At 39.3% G+C, this 25,189-nt stretch carries 21 protein-coding genes; 7 read left to right on the plus strand and 14 right to left on the minus strand.

Annotated elements, in window-relative coordinates; all coding sequences use genetic code 11:
* Nucleotides 1-245: 245 nt before the first annotated feature.
* The 3 genes from CD122_RS04440 to CD122_RS04450 form a co-directional block, all read right to left on the minus strand.
* Entirely contained in the window at nucleotides 246-1,361 is a 1,116-nt protein-coding gene (locus CD122_RS04440; protein ID WP_103357801.1) for a glycerate kinase, read from the minus strand.
* A 117-nt stretch (nucleotides 1,362-1,478) separates the two neighbouring features.
* Nucleotides 1,479-1,799 carry a bacillithiol system redox-active protein YtxJ gene (gene ytxJ / locus CD122_RS04445; protein WP_103357802.1) on the minus strand — a complete coding sequence of 107 codons (321 nt, stop codon included), beginning with the start codon at nucleotides 1,797-1,799 and terminating at the stop codon, nucleotides 1,479-1,481.
* Nucleotides 1,800-2,087: 288 nt separating this feature from the next.
* Nucleotides 2,088-2,972: an EMYY motif lipoprotein gene (locus CD122_RS04450; RefSeq protein ID WP_103357803.1), complete on the minus strand. Its 885-nt coding sequence runs from the start codon at nucleotides 2,970-2,972 to the stop codon at nucleotides 2,088-2,090.
* A 117-nt stretch (nucleotides 2,973-3,089) separates the two neighbouring features.
* On the opposite strand from CD122_RS04450, the gene CD122_RS04455 reads away from it, so the two are divergent.
* The 3 genes from CD122_RS04455 (at nucleotide 3,090) to CD122_RS04465 (ending at nucleotide 4,936) form a co-directional block, all read left to right on the plus strand.
* On the plus strand, nucleotides 3,090-3,605 hold the full coding sequence (locus CD122_RS04455) for a GrpB family protein (protein ID WP_103357804.1): 516 nt from the start codon (nucleotides 3,090-3,092) through the stop codon (nucleotides 3,603-3,605).
* Nucleotides 3,606-3,695: 90 nt separating this feature from the next.
* Nucleotides 3,696-4,613, plus strand: coding sequence for a UDP-N-acetylmuramate dehydrogenase (murB, locus tag CD122_RS04460; RefSeq protein ID WP_240624120.1), 918 nt, complete (start codon nucleotides 3,696-3,698; stop codon nucleotides 4,611-4,613).
* Nucleotides 4,614-4,618: 5 nt separating this feature from the next.
* Nucleotides 4,619-4,936: a CHY zinc finger protein gene (locus CD122_RS04465; RefSeq protein WP_103357806.1), complete on the plus strand. Its 318-nt coding sequence runs from the start codon at nucleotides 4,619-4,621 to the stop codon at nucleotides 4,934-4,936.
* A gap of 178 nt (nucleotides 4,937-5,114) precedes the next feature.
* On the opposite strand, the gene CD122_RS04470 is transcribed toward CD122_RS04465, so the two are convergent.
* From CD122_RS04470 to nrdI, 4 genes are all read right to left on the minus strand, one after another.
* Nucleotides 5,115-5,444, minus strand: a complete 330-nt coding sequence (locus CD122_RS04470) for a hypothetical protein (protein WP_103357807.1) — start codon at nucleotides 5,442-5,444, stop codon at nucleotides 5,115-5,117.
* 360 nt (nucleotides 5,445-5,804) lie between these two features.
* Nucleotides 5,805-6,767, minus strand: coding sequence for a class 1b ribonucleoside-diphosphate reductase subunit beta (gene nrdF, locus CD122_RS04480; protein ID WP_103357841.1), 963 nt, complete (start codon nucleotides 6,765-6,767; stop codon nucleotides 5,805-5,807).
* A gap of 174 nt (nucleotides 6,768-6,941) precedes the next feature.
* Nucleotides 6,942-9,047, minus strand: coding sequence for a class 1b ribonucleoside-diphosphate reductase subunit alpha (gene nrdE / locus CD122_RS04485; RefSeq protein ID WP_103357809.1), 2,106 nt, complete (start codon nucleotides 9,045-9,047; stop codon nucleotides 6,942-6,944).
* Nucleotides 9,010-9,408 carry a class Ib ribonucleoside-diphosphate reductase assembly flavoprotein NrdI gene (nrdI, locus tag CD122_RS04490; protein ID WP_103357810.1) on the minus strand — a complete coding sequence of 133 codons (399 nt, stop codon included), beginning with the start codon at nucleotides 9,406-9,408 and terminating at the stop codon, nucleotides 9,010-9,012. The genes nrdE and nrdI overlap by 38 nt, the downstream gene beginning before the upstream one ends.
* Before the next feature lie 646 nt (nucleotides 9,409-10,054).
* Here nrdI and CD122_RS04495 point away from each other — a divergent pair.
* The 3 genes from CD122_RS04495 to CD122_RS04505 all read left to right on the plus strand — a co-directional run bounded on the left by CD122_RS04495 (nucleotide 10,055) and on the right by CD122_RS04505 (nucleotide 13,177).
* Nucleotides 10,055-10,942 carry a DMT family transporter gene (locus CD122_RS04495; RefSeq protein ID WP_103357811.1) on the plus strand — a complete coding sequence of 296 codons (888 nt, stop codon included), beginning with the start codon at nucleotides 10,055-10,057 and terminating at the stop codon, nucleotides 10,940-10,942.
* Between the two features lie 20 nt (nucleotides 10,943-10,962).
* On the plus strand, nucleotides 10,963-11,463 hold the full coding sequence (queF, locus tag CD122_RS04500; RefSeq protein ID WP_103357812.1) for a preQ(1) synthase: 501 nt from the start codon (nucleotides 10,963-10,965) through the stop codon (nucleotides 11,461-11,463).
* Between the two features lie 202 nt (nucleotides 11,464-11,665).
* On the plus strand, nucleotides 11,666-13,177 hold the full coding sequence (locus tag CD122_RS04505) for a peptide MFS transporter (protein ID WP_103357813.1): 1,512 nt from the start codon (nucleotides 11,666-11,668) through the stop codon (nucleotides 13,175-13,177).
* Between the two features lie 734 nt (nucleotides 13,178-13,911).
* On the opposite strand, the gene CD122_RS04510 is transcribed toward CD122_RS04505, so the two are convergent.
* The 6 genes from CD122_RS04510 to CD122_RS04535 form a co-directional block, all read right to left on the minus strand.
* Nucleotides 13,912-14,442 carry a 5' nucleotidase, NT5C type gene (locus CD122_RS04510; protein ID WP_103357814.1) on the minus strand — a complete coding sequence of 177 codons (531 nt, stop codon included), beginning with the start codon at nucleotides 14,440-14,442 and terminating at the stop codon, nucleotides 13,912-13,914.
* A gap of 75 nt (nucleotides 14,443-14,517) precedes the next feature.
* Nucleotides 14,518-15,567 (minus strand): histidinol-phosphate transaminase, encoded by a 1,050-nt coding sequence (gene hisC, locus CD122_RS04515; RefSeq protein WP_103357815.1) that lies wholly within the window; start codon nucleotides 15,565-15,567, stop codon nucleotides 14,518-14,520.
* Between the two features lie 133 nt (nucleotides 15,568-15,700).
* A complete protein-coding gene (locus tag CD122_RS04520) occupies nucleotides 15,701-17,215 on the minus strand; it encodes an ABC transporter permease/substrate-binding protein (RefSeq protein ID WP_103357816.1) in 1,515 nt (504 codons plus the stop codon).
* Nucleotides 17,212-18,171, minus strand: coding sequence for an ABC transporter ATP-binding protein (locus CD122_RS04525; protein WP_103357817.1), 960 nt, complete (start codon nucleotides 18,169-18,171; stop codon nucleotides 17,212-17,214). The genes CD122_RS04520 and CD122_RS04525 overlap by 4 nt, the downstream gene beginning before the upstream one ends.
* A 175-nt stretch (nucleotides 18,172-18,346) precedes the next feature.
* Nucleotides 18,347-20,125: a DNA helicase RecQ gene (recQ, locus tag CD122_RS04530; RefSeq protein ID WP_103357818.1), complete on the minus strand. Its 1,779-nt coding sequence runs from the start codon at nucleotides 20,123-20,125 to the stop codon at nucleotides 18,347-18,349.
* A gap of 10 nt (nucleotides 20,126-20,135) precedes the next feature.
* Nucleotides 20,136-22,010, minus strand: a complete 1,875-nt coding sequence (locus CD122_RS04535; protein WP_103357819.1) for an ABC-F family ATP-binding cassette domain-containing protein — start codon at nucleotides 22,008-22,010, stop codon at nucleotides 20,136-20,138.
* 113 nt (nucleotides 22,011-22,123) lie between these two features.
* On the opposite strand from CD122_RS04535, the gene CD122_RS04540 reads away from it, so the two are divergent.
* Complete coding sequence (locus tag CD122_RS04540) at nucleotides 22,124-22,939, plus strand: ZIP family metal transporter (protein WP_103357820.1); 816 nt, start codon at nucleotides 22,124-22,126, stop codon at nucleotides 22,937-22,939.
* Nucleotides 22,940-23,192: 253 nt separating this feature from the next.
* Here the strand turns inward: CD122_RS04540 and ltaS are convergent, their stop codons facing one another.
* A complete protein-coding gene (gene ltaS, locus CD122_RS04545; RefSeq protein ID WP_103357821.1) occupies nucleotides 23,193-25,127 on the minus strand; it encodes a polyglycerol-phosphate lipoteichoic acid synthase LtaS in 1,935 nt (644 codons plus the stop codon).
* Nucleotides 25,128-25,189 lie beyond the last annotated feature (62 nt).

The following is a 25,189-nucleotide window of genomic DNA, read 5'->3' on the forward strand; positions in this document are numbered from 1 at the left end:
AAACCAGACATCATAACAATGCCTGGTCTCAAAAGTTTACGGAGGGAGAAGGATTCGAACCAACGCAAGCATAAAGCTCCTAACCAGATATAAAATCCGGTCCCCTTAAGCCAGACTTGGGTATCCCTCCAAAAATTCACTATGCTCAGTGTACACTTTTTACATATAACCGTCAACTTAATCAATTTACTCTAATAAAATACTATATCATTATGTTTAGTATACGATTTATTATAATTGCATACTTATGATAATGTTGCTTGCAGTAATTTAATCGCTTGAATCGTATAGTTACGCAATTGAATGCCTAGCTTGAAGTCTGGATAAGCAGTCGGCATTTCAATAAACGTATTAAACATACCTGTAACACCTAATGTTTCAAAACGTGCAAACTTATCAGATGTTCCACAAATTGCGATACATGGCTTACCGTATTGTTGTGCCAATTCAGCAATGCGCAATGAAGAAGTTTCTATTTGTTGATCCTGTTCATTGATGCCTTCTCCAAAAATAATCAAGTCTGCATGTTCTACAAGTTCATCTAGGCCCATAATTTGGTCTACAAGTACATGACTTGTGACAATTTCCCCACGTAATAAAGCATGTGTAACAGCGGCAATGCCACCACCAGCACCGCCTCGTGTAATAGGCCCCAGCGCAATGCGTAAGTTATTTTTAAACAATTCGCTAAAATACCACAGTAAGTTATCAAGTTCTACCGCTTCGTCACGCGACATACCGATTTCACGATAACGTTGCATCACTTCACTTTTCTTGCCGTACAAATGACTGTCAAAATCACTCAAAATTTGAATACGCGCTTGATAAATATCATCACGGAGCCCTGAAACATCAATACGACGAATGTATTTGATTTGCCCTGCACCTTGTCGCATATCGACTTGTTGTCCTTCGTCGTTATAAAAACGGACACCCAGTGCTTGTAACATACCCGCACCGCCGTCAAACACTTGCGTTCCGCCTACTGAAATCGCGAAATGTTTGGCATCTTTATCAAGTGCATGATTAATCACTTCACCTAAACCATAGCTTGTTTGTTGTATAGATGGGACGTCTGCTGTTAAAAATTGACTCGCTTCAATAACAGTTAAACCTTCTTCTGTTTGGCCATACGTTGCTTCTACTGGACGCATTTGCGCGTCATGTATATCAATGTGATACTGTGTACCAGAACGCCACAAAAAGACAGCTTCCAATAGCTCGTGACGTCCATTGAACAACGGCACTTGTACAATGTCTGCATCTTCAATATGACTCGCAACCGCTTCTTCAACAAAACGATTGGCATCATAGCTGGAAATAATACCATGATATGCATCCATGGCTACTAGTACTTTCATCTTGTCACCTCATTCATTCAATCATCTTCTCATTTTACCATAAAATCGCATCAAAAAAGAACGCGTAGCCTCTCAACAATTGACTTGAGTGCCCATCACGTTCTTACTGTTCTGTCATTAACCTTCTGCTTTCGCAAGTGAAGATACATTGATATTTTGATGACTATCATGCCACTTTACATCACCATCTACAAAATAAAACGCTTGTGGTGTTTCATGCTTGATACCTGTCTTATCCGCAATATAGTCGGATAGTTCACGTTCTTGTTGCACAATGAGATAGTAGCCATCCATATCTCGCTCATATAAAAATTTATTAAATTGATCTAATGCATTTTCTGAAATAGGACATGTATTACTATGTTTAAAAATAAAAATATCATGATTGTTTGTAATCACTTGTTCGAATTGTTCTATTGAAGTTAGCTTAATAGCCATGACGTTCTTCACCTCTAAGTAAAATTTCAATTCGTCTCTCTGGCAAACCATCATCTCATATAAATTTCGTAATGTTTACCATTATACACATTATACGTTTGATTGTTAACCTTTAAATTTATCTTCGCTTACTGAACAATATATTATCAATCATTCAAATATCGTAAGTAAGGCCCGCATTATTTTTGCTTAGCCAGAAACACTGTCTCCCCCATGACAAGTACTTCTACACTCATAATGTGTTCGCCTCTTCGTTATTTATACCCTCATTCAATCGTGTGCAATCATTTATAATGCATCATATTTTTGTTGAAAACTGTCGTTATAATGTTCTAGCTGTTCTGATGATGTAACCAAGTGATTTACATCGATTTTCGCTAACGCTTGACTATATTCAATTGTTTTCACACGCGTTTCGTAATAACGTTCAAGATCATAATACATCTCAATGGCACTTTGTCTTGCTTGACTCACTGCATTATTATGGAGCTGTTTCTGATTTAATGCTTTTATTTGTTGTTGAATGAGCGGAATCGTTTCATCTCTATACACTTGCGCTTCTTTGCCATCATCATTATGCCCTGCAGCTTCTTCTGCACTCGTTTTTATCTTGTCGTTCTGTGATTCTAACATCTCTTCTAACGCAGCACTTTCTTCAGCACCCTCTGCTGTCGAATGTGCTTCTGCAATATACGCTTCAACGTGACCACGATGTGATTCAAAGGCTTGTGTATCATTTAAAATATTTTCATTAGCCTCAATGGATGCGATACATTGTGTCACAAAATCTTCGAGGCGTTGAATCTCTTTCTCTTTCCCCTTCATTCCTTTGACATAGGCTTGTTTAACGGATTTCAAATCATCATTAGAAGCCGGTAGTTGTTGTACTGCCTTATTGTATGCTTGGAATTTCGGTTTGAGCTGTTTTTTAATTTTTGTATCGAATGCTTGGAATACTTTTTTACTTTCGTCTGTCGTATCCCCTTGCCCTAAATCTTTCAACTTGTATAGCGCCATGTCATCTAATGTTTGGTTGAATACTTTTTCTTTGTCTGCAACGCGTGTTAATTGTGCATCAAAGGCTGTTTTATCACTTTGCGACTGGCCACTACAAGCGGTTAAAACAAAGACAACGACAATACAAAATGTCATTATGGTTTTAAATTTTTTCATGATAGCACCCCTTAACACCTCGTATTATACCGAAACATATTTAACTTGAAAATAATATGTGTTATAGTAATGCAGAATTATAGACCTGTATGAATGAATCCATAAGGAGGACAACGCATGTATTCAGATGTTCAACCTTTTGTCACACATGCGACGAAAGATGATTATGCTCAACAATATGCGCATTACCGCACGTTGTTGTTCGACCTGTTAGACTCACCTGTTAAGTCAACACAACATATTGGTGGCACGCAGCATTTTAATTATCCGACTGAACCGATACTTGATATTTTAGTCGGTGTTGATAACTTACATGATATTACATCACTTGATGAGAAACGCTTAAACTATGCAGGTTTTTATCGTTTACATCATACGTACCATAAAAAAGTGATGATGGCACGCTTTAATAACTTGTCTGACTTAAAACAACAAGTACGCCTTCATATTTTACAACGCAACACAGACTTATTCGACCATTATGTTGCGCTCGATCACCTATTAACGACGTCGCCTGATGCGATTGCTTTCTTCGCACAACAAAAACAAGCCTTACTGACATCAAGTCAAACAATTCGTGACTACGAAATAGGAAAACAACAACTTTTCACACAACTGGGCAAAATGTTATAACACTTATTAATTTTATAGGTTGATACATGACTTTCAACACTCAGAACAGGTAAAATAAAGATAATGATAAAAGAAAGGATGTTACACAGAATGAGCACTAACATCTTGCAAGACCTTGAACAAATGGTTCCAAAAGAAATCATCAAAGTGAATGAACCACTCAAAAAATATACGTATACAGAAACGGGTGGCATTGCAGATTTTTATATTTCGCCCAAGCGCTATGAAGACGTTCAGCAAGTCGTTAAATATGCGTATGAACATGACATCCCTGTGACCTATTTGGGTAACGGCTCTAACATTATTATTCGTGACGGTGGTATTCGAGGCATTGTATTGAGCTTACTCGAACTCAATCACATTCAAGCAGCCGATGCAACGATTGTCGCAGGTAGTGGTGCGGCTATTATTGATGTCTCACGTAAAGCACGTGACTTATCATTAACTGGTTTGGAATTTGCTTGTGGCATTCCAGGCTCAGTCGGTGGCGCTGTTTATATGAATGCGGGCGCTTATGGTGGTGAAATTAAAGATGTCATCGACTACGCACGTGTCATTGATGAAAAAGGCGATATGCTTCAATTGACACATAACGAATTGGCTTTGGATTATCGTAATAGTATCATTCAAAGCGAGCACTATGTCGTGTTAGAAGCAGCTTTTACACTCACGCCTGGCAAACAAGAAGCAATTCAAGAAGTGATGGATGATTTGACGGAGCGTCGTGAATCGAAACAGCCGCTTGAATATCCGTCATGTGGTAGCGTATTCCGCCGTCCACCTGGTCACTTTGCAGGCAAGCTCATCCAAGACGCCGAACTTCAAGGACATCGTGTCGGTGGTGTTGAAGTGTCTAAAAAACACGCGGGCTTTATGGTCAATGTTGATCATGGGACAGCGACAGACTACGAGAACTTAATCAAGCATGTACAGCAAGTCGTCAAAGAAAAGTTTGACGTGACATTGGAACGTGAAGTGCGTATTATCGGCGAACCGTTAGAGGACTAATCACGATGACACACGTTTATGGGGCAACAGTTGATAACGAGACGCGATGCACACATTACCATACAGAGGTCGATATTATCGCAATTAAATTCAAATGTTGTGATAAGTACTACCCTTGCATTCATTGTCATAACGAAGCGGAAACACATCCACCTGAACAGTGGCCCGCTGACACCTTTGAACAGACGAAAGCCATCTTATGTGGCGTCTGTCAGCATGAAATGACGATTCAAACGTATATGCAAGTGACGCACTGTCCAAACTGCCAGTCACTTTTCAATAGCAGATGCCAACTGCATTATCATCATTACTTTGACGTATAACGAAAAAGCGGTACGCACATATATCCAAATATGTGTGTACCGCTTCTTTATCTCTATTACTATTAGGATTTATGGCGTAGGACAGCCGCTACCCAATACCTACAAGGCTGAGTATGCGTGACGTATTAGCACCCCAGTCAGCTAATGTCTCAGCCCCTACGACTTTTAGTACATTTTACTAATTGCGCATTGTCACTACTTTATCTTCTATATGCTTATTAACATTTGGCTCAAATTCATAAGTACTTTTAGCAATCACATGTTTATCTTCATAAAACGAAAAGTTATATACACCTTGGCTAATTAAATGATGATACAGAATGTCTGACACCATTTTTGCTATTTCATCATTCTGCTGTATATCATTTTCAATTGAATGCATGATGTCATACCAATCATTTTGAGCATCATAACGACATACAAATTTATTTTCGAAACCGCTCATTTTATTCAAGTCATCCACTGCATGCGTAATCATTGGGCTAAGAATTTCTTTACCGTCACTCATAATAAAACCTCACAATTCATTGAATATTATTTGGTAACTGTCATCAAAAGTTTTGACAAATCTTTTTACCTCATTGATTTCATGATTTGTCAAACGTTCATTATGATAATCAGCCTTCACCCTGTAGTTTTTTAGTTCCATGAAATTAGGTTTTATATTTCTGACCCTTAATAATTTCATGCGCTTCTTCACATCTTTCATTGCCATACTCATCATCTAGCACTATACAGTATAAGTAAAAGGAGTATATCTATTTTCTTACTAAATATCAACATTAATTTACACCACAACCATAACCAACTAGCGAAAAAGCGGTACGCACATATACCCAAATATGTGTGTACCGCTTCTTTATCTCTATTAAAATAAAAAGTCTTCGTCACGTAATGCTTCTACATTCAATGCGAGTGTATAACCGTCACCTTTTACTGAGAAGAAGTCATGGTTTTTCGTCGTTGTATCCAAGGCGTTTTCGATAATCGGATTGAACTCACGCTCTTCAAAATATGGCTCAAATCCTAAGTTCGATAACGCTTTGTTACCGTTATAGCGAACGTAATTCAATACGTCTTCCGCTAAGCCAATCGGTTCATATAAGCTACGTGTGTATGATTCTTCATTCGCATAAAGTTCTTCCAACAACTTGTACATTTCACGATCTGCACGTTGTTTTTCACTTTCTGACAGCTCGTTTCGTAAACTTTGTGCATCCAAGCCTGTGAAAACACCGTGAATCGATTCATCCAATAAAATCTTACGGATGATTTCGCCAGACGTTGTCATACGTCCTTGACCCGCTAAATATAACGGATAGTAGAAACCAGAGTAGAATAAGAACGTCTCTAAGAACACGCTTGATACACGCGCCATATATTGATCGTAAATAGACGCTTCTGGTTTCCATAATTTATGATAGTTACCGACAATCTTTTCAGACTTGAACTTTAAATGCGGTTCTTCTAGCACCCATTTGTCTAACAGTTCATTCGTCTCTCTAGATGGTAATAACGTTGTAAAAATGTGCGAATAACTTTTGGCATGGATTTGTTCCATCATTCCCATAAAAGAATAAACCGCTTTTTTACGTAAATCTTTCGTATGCATCATAATTAACGGCATACCGTCATCTGCTTGGTGCGTATCAAGTCCTGTTAAACCCGCTAACGCCTTTTTGAATGCATCTTGCTCTGCTTCTGTTAAAGTCTTCCAACTTGCAATATCTTTTGAAACTTTAAATTCTGTTTCCACCCACATCTGCGCAATGTTTTGACGCCAAAACATATTCGTCATGTCTTCTTGTGTATTCCAATTAACAGCAATCATTGACATAAAAAATCTCCTATCTATCATTTTTCCAACACTCATCTATACGAAGTCCGACAGCAATCTTATTTGCTAAAGATGCTGCCGTCCGCTTCGAATATGTGAATAGAAGTAATCCCTCACTACTATTCATTGTCACTTTTAACCTTGCTATTTACAATGCATGGCGCATGATTAAATTGCGCAACTTGTACATTCTTCAACACTCAATAACTTGTTACGTGTGTAATACAATGATTTAAGTCCTTTATGATGTGCATAGACATACAGACGTGCCAATTCACGTGTTGAAATATCAGAGTTTACGTATAAAATCGTTGAGATACCTTGGTCAATATGCGTTTGAATCGTCGCAATCAAATCGATTAACTTCATTTGATCTGTATTGAACGCTGACTTGTAGTACCACATTGTTTGTGGTGACAAGAACGGCATTGGGTAGAATGTCTCAGCATTACCATACGTACGACGTTCAATTTGATCGACAATCGGCATGACAGAGCTTGTCGCATTTTGTACGTAAGAAATACTTTGTGTTGGCGCAATCGCTAAACGATATGCGTGGTATAAACCGTATTTCTTAACATCTGCTTCTAGTGCACGCCAATCTTCTTGTGTTGGAATCTGATGTGGTGCAAATAGTGCTTGTACTTTGTCATATTGTGGCAAGAAGTCTTCTGACGTATAACGTTCAAAATAACGACCGCTTGCATAGTCTGATAACTCAAAGCCTTTGAATGCTTCGCCGCGTTCTTTCGCAATCTGCATTGAACGTTCGATTGAATAGTAGTTCATCATCATGAAGAATACGTTCGCAAAGTCTTTCGCTTCTTCTGACTCATAGTTAATTTGGTTTTTCGCCAAGTAACCGTGTAAGTTCATCACACCAAGACCTACTGAATGCAATTCGCTGTTCGCTTTTCTTACACCCGGCGCATTTTGAATGTTCGCTTCATCACTCACAACTGTCAAAGCGTCCATACCCGTATGTACAGAATCTCTGAATTTATCTGATTCCATCACGTTCACGATATTCAATGATCCTAAGTTACATGAAATGTCACGTTTGATTTCATCTTCAATACCATAATCGTTAATAATAGATGTTTCTTGAAGTTGGAAAATCTCCGTACATAAGTTACTCATCTTAATTTGACCGATATTGCTATTCGCGTGTACACGGTTCGCATTGTCTTTAAACATCAAATACGGGTAACCTGATTGCAATTGTGTCTGCGCAATCATATTCAGCATCTCACGTGCATCTTTACGTTTCTTCATAATGTTTGGATTTTCAACAAGGCGATCGTAGTACTCATCGATGTTAATATCATCCAACGTCACACCATACTCTTGTTCTACCGTGTGTGGCGCAAACATATAGAAGTCCTTACCTTCTTTTGCTAAATCGAAAAACTTAGACGGTACAATTAAACCTGTTGAAATTGTTGATAAACGCAAATCTTCATCCGCATTTACCTTTTTCGTATCTAAAAATTCTTCCACATCATAATGGAAAATGTTTAAATAAACGGCACCGGCACCTGGACGTTGACCGAGTTGGTCTGCATAGCTAAAGCCACCTTCAAGTGCTTTTGCAACAGGTAATACCCCTTTTGCAACGCCTTTAATGCCTTTAATCGCTTCACCACGTGCGCGTAGCTTAGATAAGTTGATTGCGACACCGCCACCAATCTTACTCAATTGTTTCGCCGTAGAGTCGATAAAGTTGATAGAATTCAAGCTATCATCTACTTCTAATAAGAAACATGACACTAATTCCCCACGTCTTGCTCGACCAGCATTTAAAAACGTTGGCGTCGCCGGTTGATAGCGTTGGTCAATCATCGCTTGGATAAAGCGTTTCGCAAGTGCTACGTCACCCTTCGCTAAGTACAATGATACGATTGTCACGTGCTGATGATAATTCTCGAGATATTGTGATTTATCATTCGTTTTAAGTGCATAATCTTTATAGAACTTACTTGCGGACATATAGCTTGCAAAGCGGAATGGTAATGCATTCGCGAAGTCCATAATATCTGTCAACTGTGGTTCAGTATAGTCGTTGAAAACATTGTAATAAAACTGATTTGCCACTAAAAAGTGAAGGCGGGCAAGCTCGTTATCAAAGTGGACTGTTTTGTCGTGAATCTCTTCCAAGTATACGTTTAATGCTTCTTGGTCTTTCTCCAAATTAAAAAAGCCACTCTCATTGCGTTTCGTTACTTCATTATTTAACTCAATATGATTGTAATGCTTCTCTTCCATAGCTTTCATCAAAATTAACCACCTTCTCTTTAAACTCCAAAGTATCTTTCAAAGTGCCGTGCAACTCAAACTTCATCAGTAACGGAACGTCATACGTTTGTGAGATTGTCACACCCGCTTTCGCAAAATTATTTCCCCAATTGCGATTGCCGCTTGCCGCTACACCTTGTATCCATGTGCTATTCTCAGCTAAAAACTGTTCAACAGGCGCTGGAACTTCTCCAAAACCAATCGTTCCTGTTACTAAAATAAAGGGTTCTGAAATCTTTTCAGAGGCGTTGGCTTCTGTAATTTCATATATATCTTCTAATTCTGTTCTTTTAAGAAATCGTCTAACATTGCCTGTAAAAGAATAAAAAACAACTTTCATAAAAATGACCGCCTTTCAAACGCCATCTCTTAACAGTGCGTTATGACTCTCGATATTCACATTCCCCAATTGTACTTCATAGGTTCAATCAAAGTACCAAAACACGAACATACATTTCGGTTTCGTCCAAATACTTTATGTCGATAAGCCACGATATCTTTTATATCAACGTTATTCGCTTACCGAACAATTACGCGATATGAAACGTGTATACGAATCCATATCATATGTAAGCATCCCCTCTACATCGTACATACCATATTCAACTTGTACAAAACACAATATATAGTGTGTTATTCGTCTGTCGAACACTACATTCTGTGCTACATTATACCTAACATATTCTTGAATTAAAAGAGGAAAATATTGAAGTATTACATCTCAACACAGTCAAAAGCAATGGTATCAATATGTACAACATTTAAGAAAATTATTTGAACAAATGTGGAGGTTTTTCGCTTGACTTTCTTAAAAAACGATAACAGAACGTGCGTTCGCCTTTTATTATACACCTTTCTTCTACAAAATCAATGTTCCTACTGTATCATCATTGCAATGATAAAATCAAAAAATTGAAATGTAGCACATCCATTGCTTTTGTGCTACGATAGTTACGTTGAAAATTTAGTTATATAGAGGCGATTGCATGAATTCGAAAATGAAAGGCATTATCGCAATCTTAATTTCTGCTATTGGTTTTAGCTTTATGGCAGTTTTTTTTCGTCTTGCCGGCGACTTACCTGTCTTTCAAAAATCATTAGCGCGAAATTTCGTCGCGATGTTTATCCCCTTGTTTTTCATCTTGAAGTATAAACAACCTTTTTTTGGTAAGTTGAGTAGCCAACCTTTATTAATCACACGCTCTATGCTCGGCTTAACAGGTGTCCTACTCAATATTTATGCTATTGATCATATGGTATTGAGTGATGCAGACATTTTAATGAAACTCAACCCGTTTTGGACGATTTTACTCAGCTTAATTATTTTGAAAGAACATATTGAACGCTATCAATTCGTCGCAATGATTGTCGCAATTATCGGCATGTTCTTTGTTGTACAACCCGAGTTCTCGTCCGACGTCTTACCAGCCGTTATGGGCTTATTATCTGGTATTTTCGCTGCGGGTGCCTATACAGCTGTACGTGCTTTGAGTACTCGAGAAGCGCCATACACGATTGTATTCTACTTTTCATTCTTTTCTGTTGTTGCGTTGCTACCATTCGTACTGTTCACATATGAGCCAATGACGCCGATGCAAATCACTTATTTAATCTTTGCTGGTTTATCAGCTGCTGTAGGTCAAATTGGTGTGACGGTTGCTTATAGTTATGCACCTGCGAAGGACATTTCTATTTTTACGTACGCATCTATTCTGTTCACTGCCTTAATTGGCTTTGTACTCTTTGGCGAATCGCCGGACTTTTACGCGGTTATCGGTTATGTCATTATTTTGACTGCCAGCTACTATATGTTTGAAGTCGCACGCCGAGCTGCTTCACCTAAGCGTCGCCAACACAATCAATCAAAAACATAATTTATAGAGGAGGTCTTACGATGTCTGAAGGACGTTCAAAAGAAGACTTACAAGATATTACATTACTAGGAAACCAAAATAACACGTACAACTTTGACTATCGCCCAGATGTCTTGGAAACATTTGATAATAAACACCAAGGTCGCGATTACTTTGTTAAATTCAATTGCCCTGAGTTTACATCGCTCTGTCCGATTACAGGGCAACCTGACTTTGCGACGATTTACATTTCTTATATTCCAAATGTCAAAATGGTCGAATCTAAGTCGCTTAAATTATATTTATTTAGTTTCCGTAATCATGGCGACTTTCACGAAGATTGTATGAACATTATCATGAATGATCTTATCGAATTAATGGATCCGCATTATATTGAAGTTTGGGGCAAGTTCACGCCGCGTGGTGGCATTTCAATTGATCCATATACAAACTACGGTCGCCCAGATAGCAAATATGAAAAAATGGCGGAATATCGCATGATGAATCATGACCTTTATCCAGAAACAATCGATAATCGTTAAATGATAATCTCGACATATACTGTTGAAACACAAACGGTATATGCCGGGATTTTCTTTTCTTCTATTAGAAAACATCGACACAATATTTCTGTACGATAACGTCACAAAATTGCATAAATTATTTTTTCAGAATTTTCTTGTTTAAATTAATTAATAGGTATAAAATAGTGTTTAACTCTCAAGAAAGGAAAGGGGAAGTATTATGAGCAAACATTACACAAAGGAAGAGATTCTGAACAGTACACCACGTACAGGTTTCTTCGGGCATCCTAAAGGGCTAAGCACCCTATTCTTTACAGAGTTTTGGGAGAGGTTTAGTTACTATGGTATGAAGGCCATTTTAGCTTACTACATTTATTACTCTGTAGCCAAAGGTGGCTTTGGTATTGATCAAGGCGTTGCCCTACAAATCGTTTCTATGTACGGTGCATTGATCTATATGAGTGGTGTGATTGGTGGTTGGATTGCTGACCGTCTTATCGGTACACGTCACGCGTTATTCTATGGTGGTATTTTAATTATGATTGGGCATATTTTATTATCACTACCGAATAACTTTACATTATTATTAATAGCATTATTCTTCTTAATTATTGGTACAGGCTTGTTGAAACCAAATATTTCTTCAACAGTTGGCCTATTATATGACAAGAACGATCCACGTGTGGACTCTGCATTTACAATCTTCTACATGTCTATCAACTTAGGTAGTTTGATTTCACCATTAATCATTGGTTGGACACAAATTAACGTTGGTTTCCACGCCGGATTCGCAATTGCTGCTGTCGGTATGTTCTTTGGTTTACTTACATATTTAATCACAAACAAGAAATATTTAGGTTTAGCCGGATTAGAAGTACCTGACCCTTTAACAAAAGAAGAACGTACAAAATTCTTCCGCTTAACAGCAATCGTTTTAATCATTATTGTAGTAGTTGTTATTGGCTTGCAATTAATGGGTCAACTCAATATTACAAACTTAGCAAACTTTGTAACACTATTAGGTATCGGTTTACCATTGTTCTACTTCATCAAAATGCTTACGAGCAAGAAAACAGCAGATTACGAGCGCAAACGTGTCTTTGCTTACATTCCGTTGTTCATCGCATCTGTTGCGTTCTGGATGATTCAAGAGCAAGGTTCTACAGTATTAGCACAGTTCGCTGATACAAAAACACAATTAGACTTAGCAAAAGTAACAGGTGGCTTGATTGACTTCCATATTCCACCAGCTTGGTTCCAATCATTGAACCCATTATTTATCGTTGTACTTGCGCCAGTCTTCTCAATCTTATGGGTTAAACTAGGCCGTTTTAATCCACCTACTGTAATGAAATTTGCAATCGGTGTATTACTTGCAGGTATATCATACTTAATCATGGTCGTACCATTATCAGGTGGCGCCGAGTTAATCAATCCATTCTGGTTAGTGGCAAGTTTCCTAATCGTGACATTAGGTGAGCTTTGCTTATCACCAATCGGTTTATCAACAACGACAAAACTAGCACCAGAAGCATTTACCGCTCAAATGATGAGTGTATGGTTCTTATCTAATGCAATGGCTCAAGGTATCAACGCACAGATGGTTACAGTTTATACAGCAATTAGCTCTAACCAATACTTCTTATATTCAGGAAGCATTGCCATCGCAATCGGTATCTTATTATTCATTGCAACACCATTTATTAAAAACTTAATGCAAGGTGTTAAATAAAATACAATTTTTAGCGTACAGTCCGAGCGATTGTGCGCTTTTTTTGGGAGCACTACAGAAATCTCATGCGCAGCAAAGATTTCGTTGTAGTGCCCCGGCAAGGATGACTAGATGTGTGACAAGCCAAGGGCGTAGTCAGACATCAGTCAGCTACTGCCACTCATATAATTGAATCAGTAAATGCAATAGGTGAATTTAAAGGTATTCTCTATTAAAGAGCAGAAATCTCATGCGTTAGCAAAGATTTCGTTGTAGTGCCCCGGCAAGGATGACTAGATGTGTGACAAGCCAAGGGCGCAGTCAGACATCAGTCAGCTACTGCCACTCATATAATTGAAGTAGTCAATGCAATAGGTGAATTTAAAGGTATTCTCTATTAAAGAGCAGAAATCTCATGCGCAGCAAAGATTTCGTTGTAGTGCCCCCGCAAGGCTGACTAGTTGGCGGACAAGCTAAAAGCGCAGTCAGACATCAGTCAGCTACTGCCACTCATATAATTGAATCAGTAAATGCAATAGATAAAGCTTAAAGGTATTCTCTATTAAAGAGCAGAAATCTCATGCGTAGCAAAGATTTCGTTGTAGTGCCCCCGCAAGGCTGACTGTCAGCTACTGCCAAAAGCATTAATAACATCGTTCGGTTCTGCTCAAATGTTAAACGCTTTTGTCCCACTCCTCACGCTTTTACATTAAAAGACACCCTTTCTGAATGACAGAAAAGGTGCCTTTTTTGTATTATTTATTTAAAAAATATGCTTCAACTTCACGCCAATTGTTAAGACGTTCAAAGTCTGTATTGCCATGATTGTGTGGTGCACTAAACATTAATGGCTTGCCTTTAAAGATACCGAGCTGCTTTGGATTATCGTCAATTAAATAATCAGTTGCCGCGATATTTTTACGTCCACAAAAAACGAAATGCTGTGGATCTAAGAATGGAAAATATTTGCGTAACCATTCGTATTTGTCATGGAACGAAGTCGGCACGTCCATTGCAGCCGTCACAATATACACATCGTAATGTTCGTTCAACTTTTCAACGACTTCTTGTGCATCTTTAATGACCGGTAAACGTCCGAAAAAGCCATCTTCTGCTAAAATATCACGGACAATGACTGCGTGCTCTGGCATCATATCATAGATCTTTCTACCAGTGATTTGTTCTACTGTAACACCTAATTGCGTACGACGGTTAAACTCATCTAAAATCGCACCTATCGTATCCGCTAAAACTTCGTCCATATCAATTCCGATTGATTCTCTCATGTTATCGCTCCTTGTGACTGTCATAACTCTCTTTATTATAGCAAATTGTTGCCATTACGTCCTATCAAGCAATATCTAAAATTGTGCGAGCACCTGACGAATAACTTCATTTTGTTCAGGGAATCCGAATGTAATACGGACACCGTTTGGAAAAGCACGCGCAATAATACCCGCTTTCAGTAGCGCTTCATCTAACTCAGCAACACGATCTGTTTCAACAAATACAAAGTTCGTTTGTGTTGGATATAGTTTCAATGTTGTATTCACATCATTAAACTTATCACGTTCTGCTTTGTTCGCTGCCACTGTTTGTTGTAAGTAGCTTTGGTCTTGGAACGCAGCCAATGCAGCTTGTTCTGATAAGCGTGTCGTATTAAATGGTGGTCGAATCACATTCAACTTTTCCGCAAGTGGTGGTGGCGCAATAATATAACCGATACGTAAACCAGCAAGTCCATATGCTTTAGAGAATGTACGTAACATCGCAATATTGTCGTATTTCTGCATTAAAGCGACTGTGTCTGGGTAGTCGTCTGCTGTCACATATTCTGCATACGCTTCATCAAATAAAATCGTTACGTTACTTGGGATTTTTTGAATAAATGCTTCAATCGCTTCGGCGTTATGATACGTACCTGTTGGATTGTTTGGGTTACAAATCCATACAAGTGCCGTTTTGTCATCAACCGCATCAGCAATTGCATCTAAATCGAATGCCCCTTCATTTAACGGTACTTGAACAATATTTGCGTCTTCTACAACAGCATTATGGAAGTATTGTCCAAACGTCCCTTCACTCGTTACGACCTTATCTCCTGAGCGAATCACTGTACGTGAAATAATCACAATCATTTCATCTAAGCCCGCACCAAAAACCACTTGCTCTGGTGCAACTTGATAATGTTCCGCAATCGCTGCTTGTAATAGTGGCGCATTTGGTTCCGGATATAAAAATAAATCATCCACATGGGTTTTAATTGCCTCTTTGGCTTTCGGTGAAGGACCGTAGACATTCTCATTTGAAGCGAGTTTATGTAATTCGCCGGTAATGCCTAACTTTTTCTTCAACGCTTCTGGTGATAAGCCAGGTGTGTATGCGCGTAACTGTGCTATTTGTGACTTCATAAATACTACCTCCAGTTAATTCTGAAAATTTAAAATATGTTAATTATTATAACGATTAAAGTCAAAAATAGCTAGTGTCGATTATATTTCCATTTAAAAAACGCAGAGGGAATTTTCCCCCTACGTTTAGACATTAATCAATAATATTGTGTTTTTTAAGGTATTCTTTGGCAACATCGTATGGACGTTCCCCTTTTTCAGCAACACGATAGTTCATCTCTTGCATTTCTTCATCGGTAATTTTACCTTCTAGCTTGTTCAATGCCTTCACAATATCAGGATGTTTCTCAAGAAAGTCCTGCTTAAACAACGGAGCACCTTGATATGGTGGGAAGACGTGTTGGTCGTCCTCTAACACGACCATATCGTATTGTTTCAGTTCCGCATCTGTTGAGTAGGCATCAATCAAGTTGATTTCACCTTTTTCAACAGCTTGATAGCGTAATTTCGGCTCCATCGTTCTTACATTTTCAAAATTTAAATCATACGTTTTTTGGACTTTTGGATAGCCATCTTCACGGTCGTTAAATTCAAGCGTAAAGCCTGGTTTTATTTCACTTTCCACACGTTTCAAGTCACTGATTGTTTTTAAATCATGTTCTTCCGCGAACGACTTTTTAACCGCTAATGCATACGTATTATTGTATTTCATCGGCTTCAACAACGTCATATCGTATTGGGATTCTAAGCTTGAACGTGCTTGGTCATAAACTTTCGCAGCATCATTAGACTTCGGTGTTTCTTTCGTCAGTTCGCCTAAAACAGTCCCTGTAAATTCCAAGTAACCATCAATTTCATCTGATTTTAACGCATTGAAAAGGAACGTTGTTTTGCCCATACCGTCCTTCACATCAACCTTATAGTCGGTATCTTGCTCGATAATCAATTTATACATATTCGTAATAATCGACGGTTCGGTTCCTAACTTACCGGCAATCGTTATCTCATTATCTTTATGTGCAAGCATTGGCGCAATTGACACGCTCAACATGATAACGAGCACGACGCCTAATGTTACCATCATTTTGCGATACGACACGTTACTTAGCACGCGTAACAAAATATCGAACAGAATCGCAAGCAAGGCAGCTGGAATGGCACCGATTAAAATAAGTGACGTATTGTTGCGGTCGATACCTAGTAAAATTAAGTCACCAAGACCGCCTGCTCCGATTAATGCCGCAAGTGTCGCAGTACCGATGATTAAGACCATTGCGGTACGAATCCCTGCCATAATGACAGGCATGGCTAATGGCAGTTCGACACGCAGCAATCGACGTGCTGGCTTCATGCCAATCCCTTTCGCTGCTTCGATTAGTGAGCCATCTACACCAACGATACCCGTATAAGTGTTACGCAATATCGGCAATAACGCATAAATAACCAAGGCGATAACGGCTGGTACCGTCCCAATACCGAATAACGGAATCATTAAACCGAGTAATGCTAATGACGGAATCGTTTGAAGAACCGCAGCAACATTAATAATCGGTTCTGATAACTTCGGTGTTTTCGTCAATAAAATGCCTAACGGTACGCCAATCAATACGGCAATAAGCAACGCAATAAATGATAGCTCGATATGTTCAAGCAATGCGTTGAATAGTTCGTCCTTTCGTTCAACGAGTGTTGATAACAATGTATTCATCGTACATCACCCGCCTTACTTTGGGATAAGAAGCGGAATATATCTTCACGTGCTAAACGCCAACGTTGTGCATCAACTTCTACAATAACCGCTTCATGTGTCGCCAACTCACGATACACATCACTTACAGCGTCTGCATGATGCACAACTGGTAAATGCAGACCTTCACCATCCGATACCGGTTCGCCTGCCAATTCGACAATTTTCCCCAGTGAGAAATGATTGAGTACCACACCTGTTAAATTACCAATAAATTCACGGACAAAATCGTTTTTCGGATACTTCACAAAGTCGTTCGGCGTACCAATCTGTTCAACACGCCCTTGATTCAAGAGACAAATGCGATCACCCAACTTGAACGCTTCTTCAATATCATGCGTCACAAAGACAATCGTTTTGTTAATTTTGCTTTGTAAAGCCAGCAAATCATCTTGCAACTTCTCTCGCGTAATCGGATCTAATGCACTGAAAGGTTCATCCATTAAGATAACCGGTGGATCGGCTGCTAATGCTCGCACGACACCGACACGTTGACGTTGCCCGCCTGATAATTCACTTGGCATACGGTCTCGGAATTGCTTGGGTTCTAGACCGACCATTTCTAGTAATTCATCAACACGCGCATCAATCGCTTGCTTATCCCATTGTTTCATAAGTGGTACTTGTGCGATATTGTCACGAATGGACATGTGTGGGAATAAGGCGATTTGTTGTAACACATAGCCCATATCCCAGCGCATTTCATACACGGAGTAGTCGCTAATCGGCTTGTCTTTGAAATAAATATAGCCTTCAGACAAATCGATGAGGCGGTTAATCATTTTCATCGTTGTCGTTTTGCCAGAACCAGATGGCCCGATTAGAACGAAAAATTCTCCTTCCTGTACTTCTATATTGACGCTATCAACAACCGTTTTGTTGCCGTAGCGTTTAGATACATTTTCAAACTTAATCATCGTCTCACTTCTCTTTTTATTTTTAACAGTTTATATGTATCCATTACCCCACATACGAAACTATTATCATTATTTAAACACATTTTCTAAAAAAAATAATCTTATTTGTTTATCATATTTACTTAATATATCGAACAAAAACACTGACACAATATCATGCCAGTGTTTATATGCGTTATGCTGTTGTTTTATAATCTTGAATGGCTTCTAAAAAGACAGGGCAGTAGTGTTTAAGCTTGTAACTGCCGACACCTTCTATATGAATCATTTCTTGTTTTGTTGTCGGTTTACGTTTCGCAAAGGCTTCTAATGTGTAGTCTGAAAAGATATTGACAGGTGTTACGTTGAGCTGTTCACTCAATTGTTGACGCACTGTGACTAAACGTTCGAATAGCTTGCGATCGACACCTTCAACCGTATTGATTTTAACCGTCTCTTTTGACTTGCGACGAAATGGTGTTGTGTAGACATGATCGTCTTCTTTAAGTAGCTTCTTAACCGAATCATCACACATTAAAATGTCATCATGTGCATTCAAATATCCTTTAAAACGCAATTCATCGATTAAATGATGTAACTCGCCCGTCGTGTAACCTTTCATGATGCCGTATGTGGACACTTGCTCAAAGCCTTGATGTTGAATGTAATCTGAATGCTCACCGCGCAACACTTGAATGACTGTTTGGTGCGTTTCACATTGACCTAAACGTGCCACACAGCTAATGATCATTTTCGCTTCTTTCGTCATGTCATATGTTTTATTTTTAGCGATACAATTACTACATTGTCCGCATTCTTCAAGGCGCTCATTCGGTTCGAAATAGTGCACGAGTGTCGCTTCCAAACATTTTTTCGTCTTTGTATAATGAATCATCTTCGTCAGCTTTTCGCCCATTTTGTCTTGATAGTCTTCGTCCGCTTTCGATGACGTAATAAAATATTCGTGCAAGCCAATGTCACGTTCGCTGAATAATAAGATACACTCACTTTCTAAACCGTCACGCCCGGCACGTCCCGCTTCTTGATAGTATGATTCTAAGTCTCCCGGCATATTGTAGTGAATCACAAAGCGCACGTTAGACTTGTCGATGCCCATACCGAATGCATTCGTAGCAACAACGACACGTGTCCGATCGTATAGAAAGTCGTTTTGCGCGTCTTCTCGTTCTTTCGCTGTGCGACCTGCGTGATAGAACGTGGCAGACACACCGGCATCTTCTAATGCGTGATGTAATGCCTCGACTTGTTTGCGTGTCGCACAATAGACGACACCTGAATCTTGCGCATGGCGTTTAATGTAATCTACAACGAACTTCTCACGTTGATATGTTGGATTAACCTCAAATATCAAGTTGCGTCGCTTAATACTCGTCTTAACAACATAGTTCGGATGAATGTGCAAACGCTGCATAATATCTTGTTGCACTTCCGCTGTTGCTGTCGCCGTTAACGCTACAATCGCAAACTTTTGTGGTAAGCTCAGCACTGTGTTGATGACCGCTTGATAACTCGGACGGAAGTCATGGCCCCATTTTGAAATACAGTGCGCCTCATCGAAAGCGACTAATGCAATCGATAAACGGCGTAACAACGAAACAAAACGCTGTTGTTCTAGGCGTTCAGGCGCAACGTATAAAAACTTAATGTCTCCCGCTCGCAGTTGCGCTTCAATCTCTTGTTGTTCTTTAACGCTTTGGCTACTATTTAGGTAGGCAGCTGAAATCCCCATTGTCTTCAGTTGATCTACTTGGTCTTTCATCAACGAGATTAATGGACTAATGACAAGCGTTGTTCCTGATAGCTTCAAGCCCGGCACTTGATAACACAGAGACTTACCGCCACCTGTTGGTAAAACGCCTAATGTATGATGTTCCGACAAGACGTGGTCAATAATCTCACGCTGTCCTGGTCTAAATTGTTGATATCCGAAATAATACGATAGGATCTCTTCCATGCTACCCCTCTTATTGTTCTATAATTTCTTCTAACTCGCTCCAACGTGTCATATCTGTTTCATATTGCGTTTCAAGTGCTGCACGTTCTTCGTTCAATGTATGAATTTTCGAGTAGTCTGAATGTGCTGCGACCATCTCTTCATCAATTTCTGACAAACGTGTTTCAGCTTCCTCGATTCTCTCCAGCAATAACTCATATTCACGTTTTTCTTTATATGACAAGCCACGTTTCTTCGGCTTTTTAGGTGCTGGTGTGGCGGGTTGATTTTGAACTTCTACAATCGCCTCTTGTTCCTTTTTATACGCTAAATAATCTTCAAAACGTCCTAAAATCATATCGACTTGACCGTCATGAATGTACCAATAACAATCAACAACCTTATCTAAGAAATAGCGGTCGTGGCTCACAGTAATGACTGTCCCACCAAACGTCTGAATATAATCTTCCAAAATCGTTAATGTTTCAGTATCCAAATCATTCGTCGGTTCATCTAATAGTAAGACGTTCGGTTGATGCACAAGTAAGCGCAATAAATAGAGGCGTTTTTGTTCACCGCCAGATAACTTGTACACTTTCTTACCGTGCGTTTGTGTTGGAAATAAAAATTGTTCCAACAGTTGCGTCACTGAAACCGTCGTTCCATCTTTCTGCTTCGCCACTTCTTGTTCTTCACGCAAAAAGTCAATCATGCGGATATCTTGATTTAAACGTTCATCCGTTTGTTTGAAGTATGCGACCTTTACCGTCTGCCCCACTTTCAACACACCGTTATATGCCGTATCTTCACCCGCAAGTATATTGAGTAACGTCGTTTTACCCGCACCATTCGTTCCAACAATCCCGATTTGTGCCCCTTTTTGAATAATCGTCGTAAGATTTTCAAAAAGCGTACGACCATTGATTGTTTTACTGATACCTTCAAGTTCAAACACCTGTTTACCGAGACGTGAATGTGCGAGATTCAATGCCCCTTTCTCTTGCATATGATGTGACTTCACTTCTTGTTCTAGCGCTTTAAAACGATCTTGTCGTGCTTGTTGTTTCGTCGTTCGCGCTTTTACACCCGCACGCATCCATGCCAACTCTTGCTTAAATAACGCGCGTTGTTTCGTTTGTTGACGTGCGAGTACCGCTTCTTGTTCCGCACGCATCGCAATATACGCCTCGTAATTCCCCGGATAAGATGTCAACTTTCCATGCTGTAACTCCACAATACGTGTCGCAACTTCATTTAAAAAGTAGCGGTCATGCGTGACAAATACGACCGTCTTCGGGTACGATTTGACAAAGTTAATCAACCAATGAATGGATTCAAAGTCCAAATGGTTCGTCGGCTCATCTAATAACAACAAATCCGGTTGTTCAATCAATGTACGCGCTAATACAACACGCTTTTGTTGCCCGCCTGATAACTCACCAATGCGTTTCGTTGTATCATGAATGCCGAGTTTCGATAAAATCGTCTTAATTTCCGCACTGTAATCCCAAGCTTCCAACATATCCATCGTCGCCTGTGCTGCCATCATTGCTTCGAGCGCTTTGTCTGTTTGTTGTTCAGCATATGTTGCCGTCGCAAGTTCATAGCGCTTAATGGCACGTAATGTTTCCGTATCCGCACTGTACACCACGTCATAGACTGTCATGTCTTCATCCAAAAATTGTTGTTGTGACGCATATCGAATACGGTACTGCTTCGGATGTGTCACTTCGCCATCAAAGTCTTCATCCATCCCTGCAATCACTTTGAGTAATGAACTTTTTCCTGTACCATTTATCCCTACCAAGCCGATGCGTTCTTTATCTGAAACTGCAAATTCTAAGTCATCAAATATCACTTTATCCGCAAAAGACTTGTTCAGGTGTTCAATTTTATACGCTGCCATCCAACATACTTCCTTTTATCTTATAGATTTACTCGAATATATCTGTTAATCTTAAATCAGTTCTATTTATTATACCTTTTTTTCTATTCAAATGATACAAGGAGACCCGTTCTATGTTAGATTACATTGCACATATTCCCCCGTTCTTGCAAGCGTTGTTAGCCGGGTTAATCACTTGGTTGCTTACCGCTTTGGGGGCAGCGACAGTGTTCTTATTCAAGACTGTCAACAACAAAATATTGAGCGTCATGCAAGGTTTTGCAGCGGGTATTATGATTGCGGCAAGTTTCTGGTCATTATTACAACCAGCAATCGAAAGCAGTTCAGATAGTGCCGTACCATGGTTGCCTGCCGCTATCGGCTTTTTACTTGGTGGCGTCTTCATTCGTTCATTAGACTATGTGATTCCACATATGCACCGCAACGCACAAGACACGACGCAACGAGTAGAAGGTGTCGAAACAGGCCTCAGTAAAAATACGTTACTCTTACTTGCGATTACATTGCACAATATTCCAGAAGGGCTCGCTATTGGGGTCGCATTCGGAGGCGTCGCAACAGGTAACGAACACGCGACATTACTAGGCGCACTCGGTTTAGCAATTGGTATCGGCATACAAAATATTCCTGAAGGTGCCGCGTTATCATTACCTATTCATGCTACGGGACAATCCCGTTGGAAAGCATTTAACTACGGTCAAGCATCCGCACTTGTCGAACCCGTATTCGCTACAGTCGGTGCTGCAGCTGTTCTTATCGTGACACCTATCTTGCCATACGCACTCGCATTTGCAGCAGGTGCGATGATCTTCGTTGTCGTGGAAGAACTTATTCCCGACTCACAATCAGGTGAAAACACCGACCTTGCTACATTAAGTCTCATGATAGGCTTTACTATCATGATGATTTTAGACGTCGCATTAGGTTAAATTAAATAAGCACATTAAAGCGAGGTCGTTTAAACGGTCTCGCTTTAAATTTGATTAAATGTAAGGTTGGGATAAAAGCAGTAAAGATTTGAGCAGAACCGAACGAGAAAGTTAAGGGAATTGCAGTAGTTTACCGATTCTGACTAAGCTTTTGGCACGCGAGCAATCAAGAAACGATGGACTCCACCCCAAGCAAAAAGCGACTGGCTTTGCACATATACTTGTGCATAACCAGTCGCTTTTCTATGCGGCTCTATTTTTGACCTTTAGAACCTGCTTCATATTTATATTTCGTTGGATCGATTTTTTTGAAATCTGGATTTTTGTAGAATCGGAATAAGTCACCGTTCAAGATTTTGTCTGAAACTTCAAGGTCTGTTTCAACTTGTTGTTTCATTTGTTCTAAGTTAGACGGTGGTGTCTCCATTGGCTCATTATCTTTGTTACTGTAGACTTTACCGTTCACATATTTATAATCTTTCGTTACAAAGTCACCATTACGGAATGGTACGACTTCTTGGTGATCTTTAGACAACATATCCGTACCTAACATCAAGTAGTTCGATGTGTCGATACCAAGCAAGTGAAGTAATGTTGGCATGACATCAACTTGTCCTGCATAGGTTTCATCTACTTTCGGCTCAACACCTGGTGCTTTAATCCAGAAACCTGTTTTGTTTAAGTCGTTGAATTTTGCCGGTGTAATTGGTTCGCCTAATAACTCGCTCATCGCCTTGTTGTGGTTTTCTGAGATACCATAGTGGTCACCATAAAGAATGATAACTGAATCATCATATAAACCACGGCGTTTCAAGTCGTTAATAAATTCCTCAACCGCTTCATCTAAATAGCGTGCCGTTTGAATATAGCCGTCTACCGTGTTATTACCTGTATCACTTTTCGCAATTGTCGCATCTTCTTCACTCAATGTGAATGGATAGTGGTTCGTTAATGTAACTAAATGCGAATAGAACGGCTTTTTCTCTTTATCTAAGTACTCTGCTGACTCTTCAAAGAACTTCTTATCTTTCAATCCTAAGTTTTCTAAGTTCTCAGGTGACATATCATAGTACGTTGCATCGTAGAACTTATCAATACCAAAATGTCTATACACTTGGTCACGGTTCCAGAACGTTTTGTAGTCACCGTGCATCACGTTCGTTGTATAACCTTGTTGTTGATGCAAGATTGCTGGTAACGATTGGAATGTATTATCCCCTTTTAATGAAAAGGCTGATCCTTGAGGGAGACCATACAAACTGTTATCCATCGTGAACTCAGCATCCGAAGTCTTACCTTGACCTGTTTGGTGATAGAAGTTTGGATAGTATCTAAAGTCATCTTGACCAGATGCAAGTTTATTTAAAAACGGTGTTACTTCCTCACCATTCACTTTTTTGTTAATTAAGAACGTTTGGAAACTCTCTAAATGAATTTTAACAACATTCTTCCCTTTCGCTTTACCAAAATATGCTGGGTTCGGCTCTGTGTTTTTCTGTTTAGAGTAATTCAACACCTCTGTTAAATCATCTTCAGAAGCGAGCGCCTTTTGTTGATTATTTTCAATCGTTTTAACACCGTCATATACGGTAAAGTTATATGGACCTAAATACTTCACTAAATATTTATGGTCGAACGTACGCGTTAACAATTCTGGACGATCTGTTTCAGCAAACGCCAAGTTCAAGAAGAAGAGCGCAATCGCTGTTGCCATAACAACCGGCACAAACTTCTTATGGAAAACTTGTTTGCTCAACCATTTTTGTTTGAAAATCAACACAAACAAGTAAACAAATGTATCAATGAAATACACAAAGTCATACCATTGGAACGATGCGCTCACCGCGCCGCCCATGGAGTCAACGTTACTCACTTGGTTCAATGTACTAAACGTAATAAAATCTGAGAAGAAGCGGAAGTACACAACATTGGCATAGAGTAAAAACGTCAGTAAAAAGCCACCAATGAACATGAACCAATACGCTTTTCTACCTTTGAAAAATAGAAAGACACTCAGAATCAATGCCACCAAACTATATGGATTCATCAATAATATTAAGTTTTGTACGAGTCCTTTAACGCCAAGTGACAAGTCCACGTAATAGGCAAAGTACGTTTTCAATGAAATGGTGAGTACCGTCAGTAAGAAAAACGCAAAAATCCCTATCTTTTTATTTTCTTTTTCCATGTGTGTTCCCCCGTTATTTATTTCAGTTCATACTCGTTTTCTAGTCATCTATTAAAAATAAA

The organism is Staphylococcus rostri (assembly GCF_002902145.1).
GTDB lineage: Bacteria > Bacillota > Bacilli > Staphylococcales > Staphylococcaceae > Staphylococcus > Staphylococcus rostri.

What these genes read in the sequence shown, in the direction of transcription:
- CD122_RS04440 (WP_103357801.1), bottom strand. Translation starts at nt 1,361, where the DNA reads ATGAAAGTACTAGTAGCCATGGATGCATATCATGGTATTATTTCCAGC.
- recQ (WP_103357818.1), bottom strand. Translation starts at nt 20,125, where the DNA reads ATGGAAGAGATCCTATCGTATTATTTCGGATATCAACAATTTAGACCA.
- CD122_RS04455 (WP_103357804.1), top strand. Translation starts at nt 3,090, where the DNA reads ATGTATTCAGATGTTCAACCTTTTGTCACACATGCGACGAAAGATGAT.
- CD122_RS04535 (WP_103357819.1), bottom strand. Translation starts at nt 22,010, where the DNA reads ATGGCAGCGTATAAAATTGAACACCTGAACAAGTCTTTTGCGGATAAA.
- CD122_RS04495 (WP_103357811.1), top strand. Translation starts at nt 10,055, where the DNA reads ATGAATTCGAAAATGAAAGGCATTATCGCAATCTTAATTTCTGCTATT.
- CD122_RS04450 (WP_103357803.1), bottom strand. Translation starts at nt 2,972, where the DNA reads ATGAAAAAATTTAAAACCATAATGACATTTTGTATTGTCGTTGTCTTT.
- CD122_RS04540 (WP_103357820.1), top strand. Translation starts at nt 22,124, where the DNA reads ATGTTAGATTACATTGCACATATTCCCCCGTTCTTGCAAGCGTTGTTA.
- nrdE (WP_103357809.1), bottom strand. Translation starts at nt 9,047, where the DNA reads ATGAAAGCTATGGAAGAGAAGCATTACAATCATATTGAGTTAAATAAT.
- hisC (WP_103357815.1), bottom strand. Translation starts at nt 15,567, where the DNA reads ATGAAGTCACAAATAGCACAGTTACGCGCATACACACCTGGCTTATCA.
- nrdF (WP_103357841.1), bottom strand. Translation starts at nt 6,767, where the DNA reads ATGATTGCTGTTAATTGGAATACACAAGAAGACATGACGAATATGTTT.
- CD122_RS04465 (WP_103357806.1), top strand. Translation starts at nt 4,619, where the DNA reads ATGACACACGTTTATGGGGCAACAGTTGATAACGAGACGCGATGCACA.
- CD122_RS04520 (WP_103357816.1), bottom strand. Translation starts at nt 17,215, where the DNA reads ATGAATACATTGTTATCAACACTCGTTGAACGAAAGGACGAACTATTC.
- murB (WP_240624120.1), top strand. Translation starts at nt 3,696, where the DNA reads ATGAGCACTAACATCTTGCAAGACCTTGAACAAATGGTTCCAAAAGAA.
- CD122_RS04470 (WP_103357807.1), bottom strand. Translation starts at nt 5,444, where the DNA reads ATGAGTGACGGTAAAGAAATTCTTAGCCCAATGATTACGCATGCAGTG.
- CD122_RS04525 (WP_103357817.1), bottom strand. Translation starts at nt 18,171, where the DNA reads ATGATTAAGTTTGAAAATGTATCTAAACGCTACGGCAACAAAACGGTT.
- queF (WP_103357812.1), top strand. Translation starts at nt 10,963, where the DNA reads ATGTCTGAAGGACGTTCAAAAGAAGACTTACAAGATATTACATTACTA.
- ytxJ (WP_103357802.1), bottom strand. Translation starts at nt 1,799, where the DNA reads ATGGCTATTAAGCTAACTTCAATAGAACAATTCGAACAAGTGATTACA.
- ltaS (WP_103357821.1), bottom strand. Translation starts at nt 25,127, where the DNA reads ATGGAAAAAGAAAATAAAAAGATAGGGATTTTTGCGTTTTTCTTACTG.
- nrdI (WP_103357810.1), bottom strand. Translation starts at nt 9,408, where the DNA reads ATGAAAGTTGTTTTTTATTCTTTTACAGGCAATGTTAGACGATTTCTT.
- CD122_RS04505 (WP_103357813.1), top strand. Translation starts at nt 11,666, where the DNA reads ATGAGCAAACATTACACAAAGGAAGAGATTCTGAACAGTACACCACGT.
- CD122_RS04510 (WP_103357814.1), bottom strand. Translation starts at nt 14,442, where the DNA reads ATGAGAGAATCAATCGGAATTGATATGGACGAAGTTTTAGCGGATACG.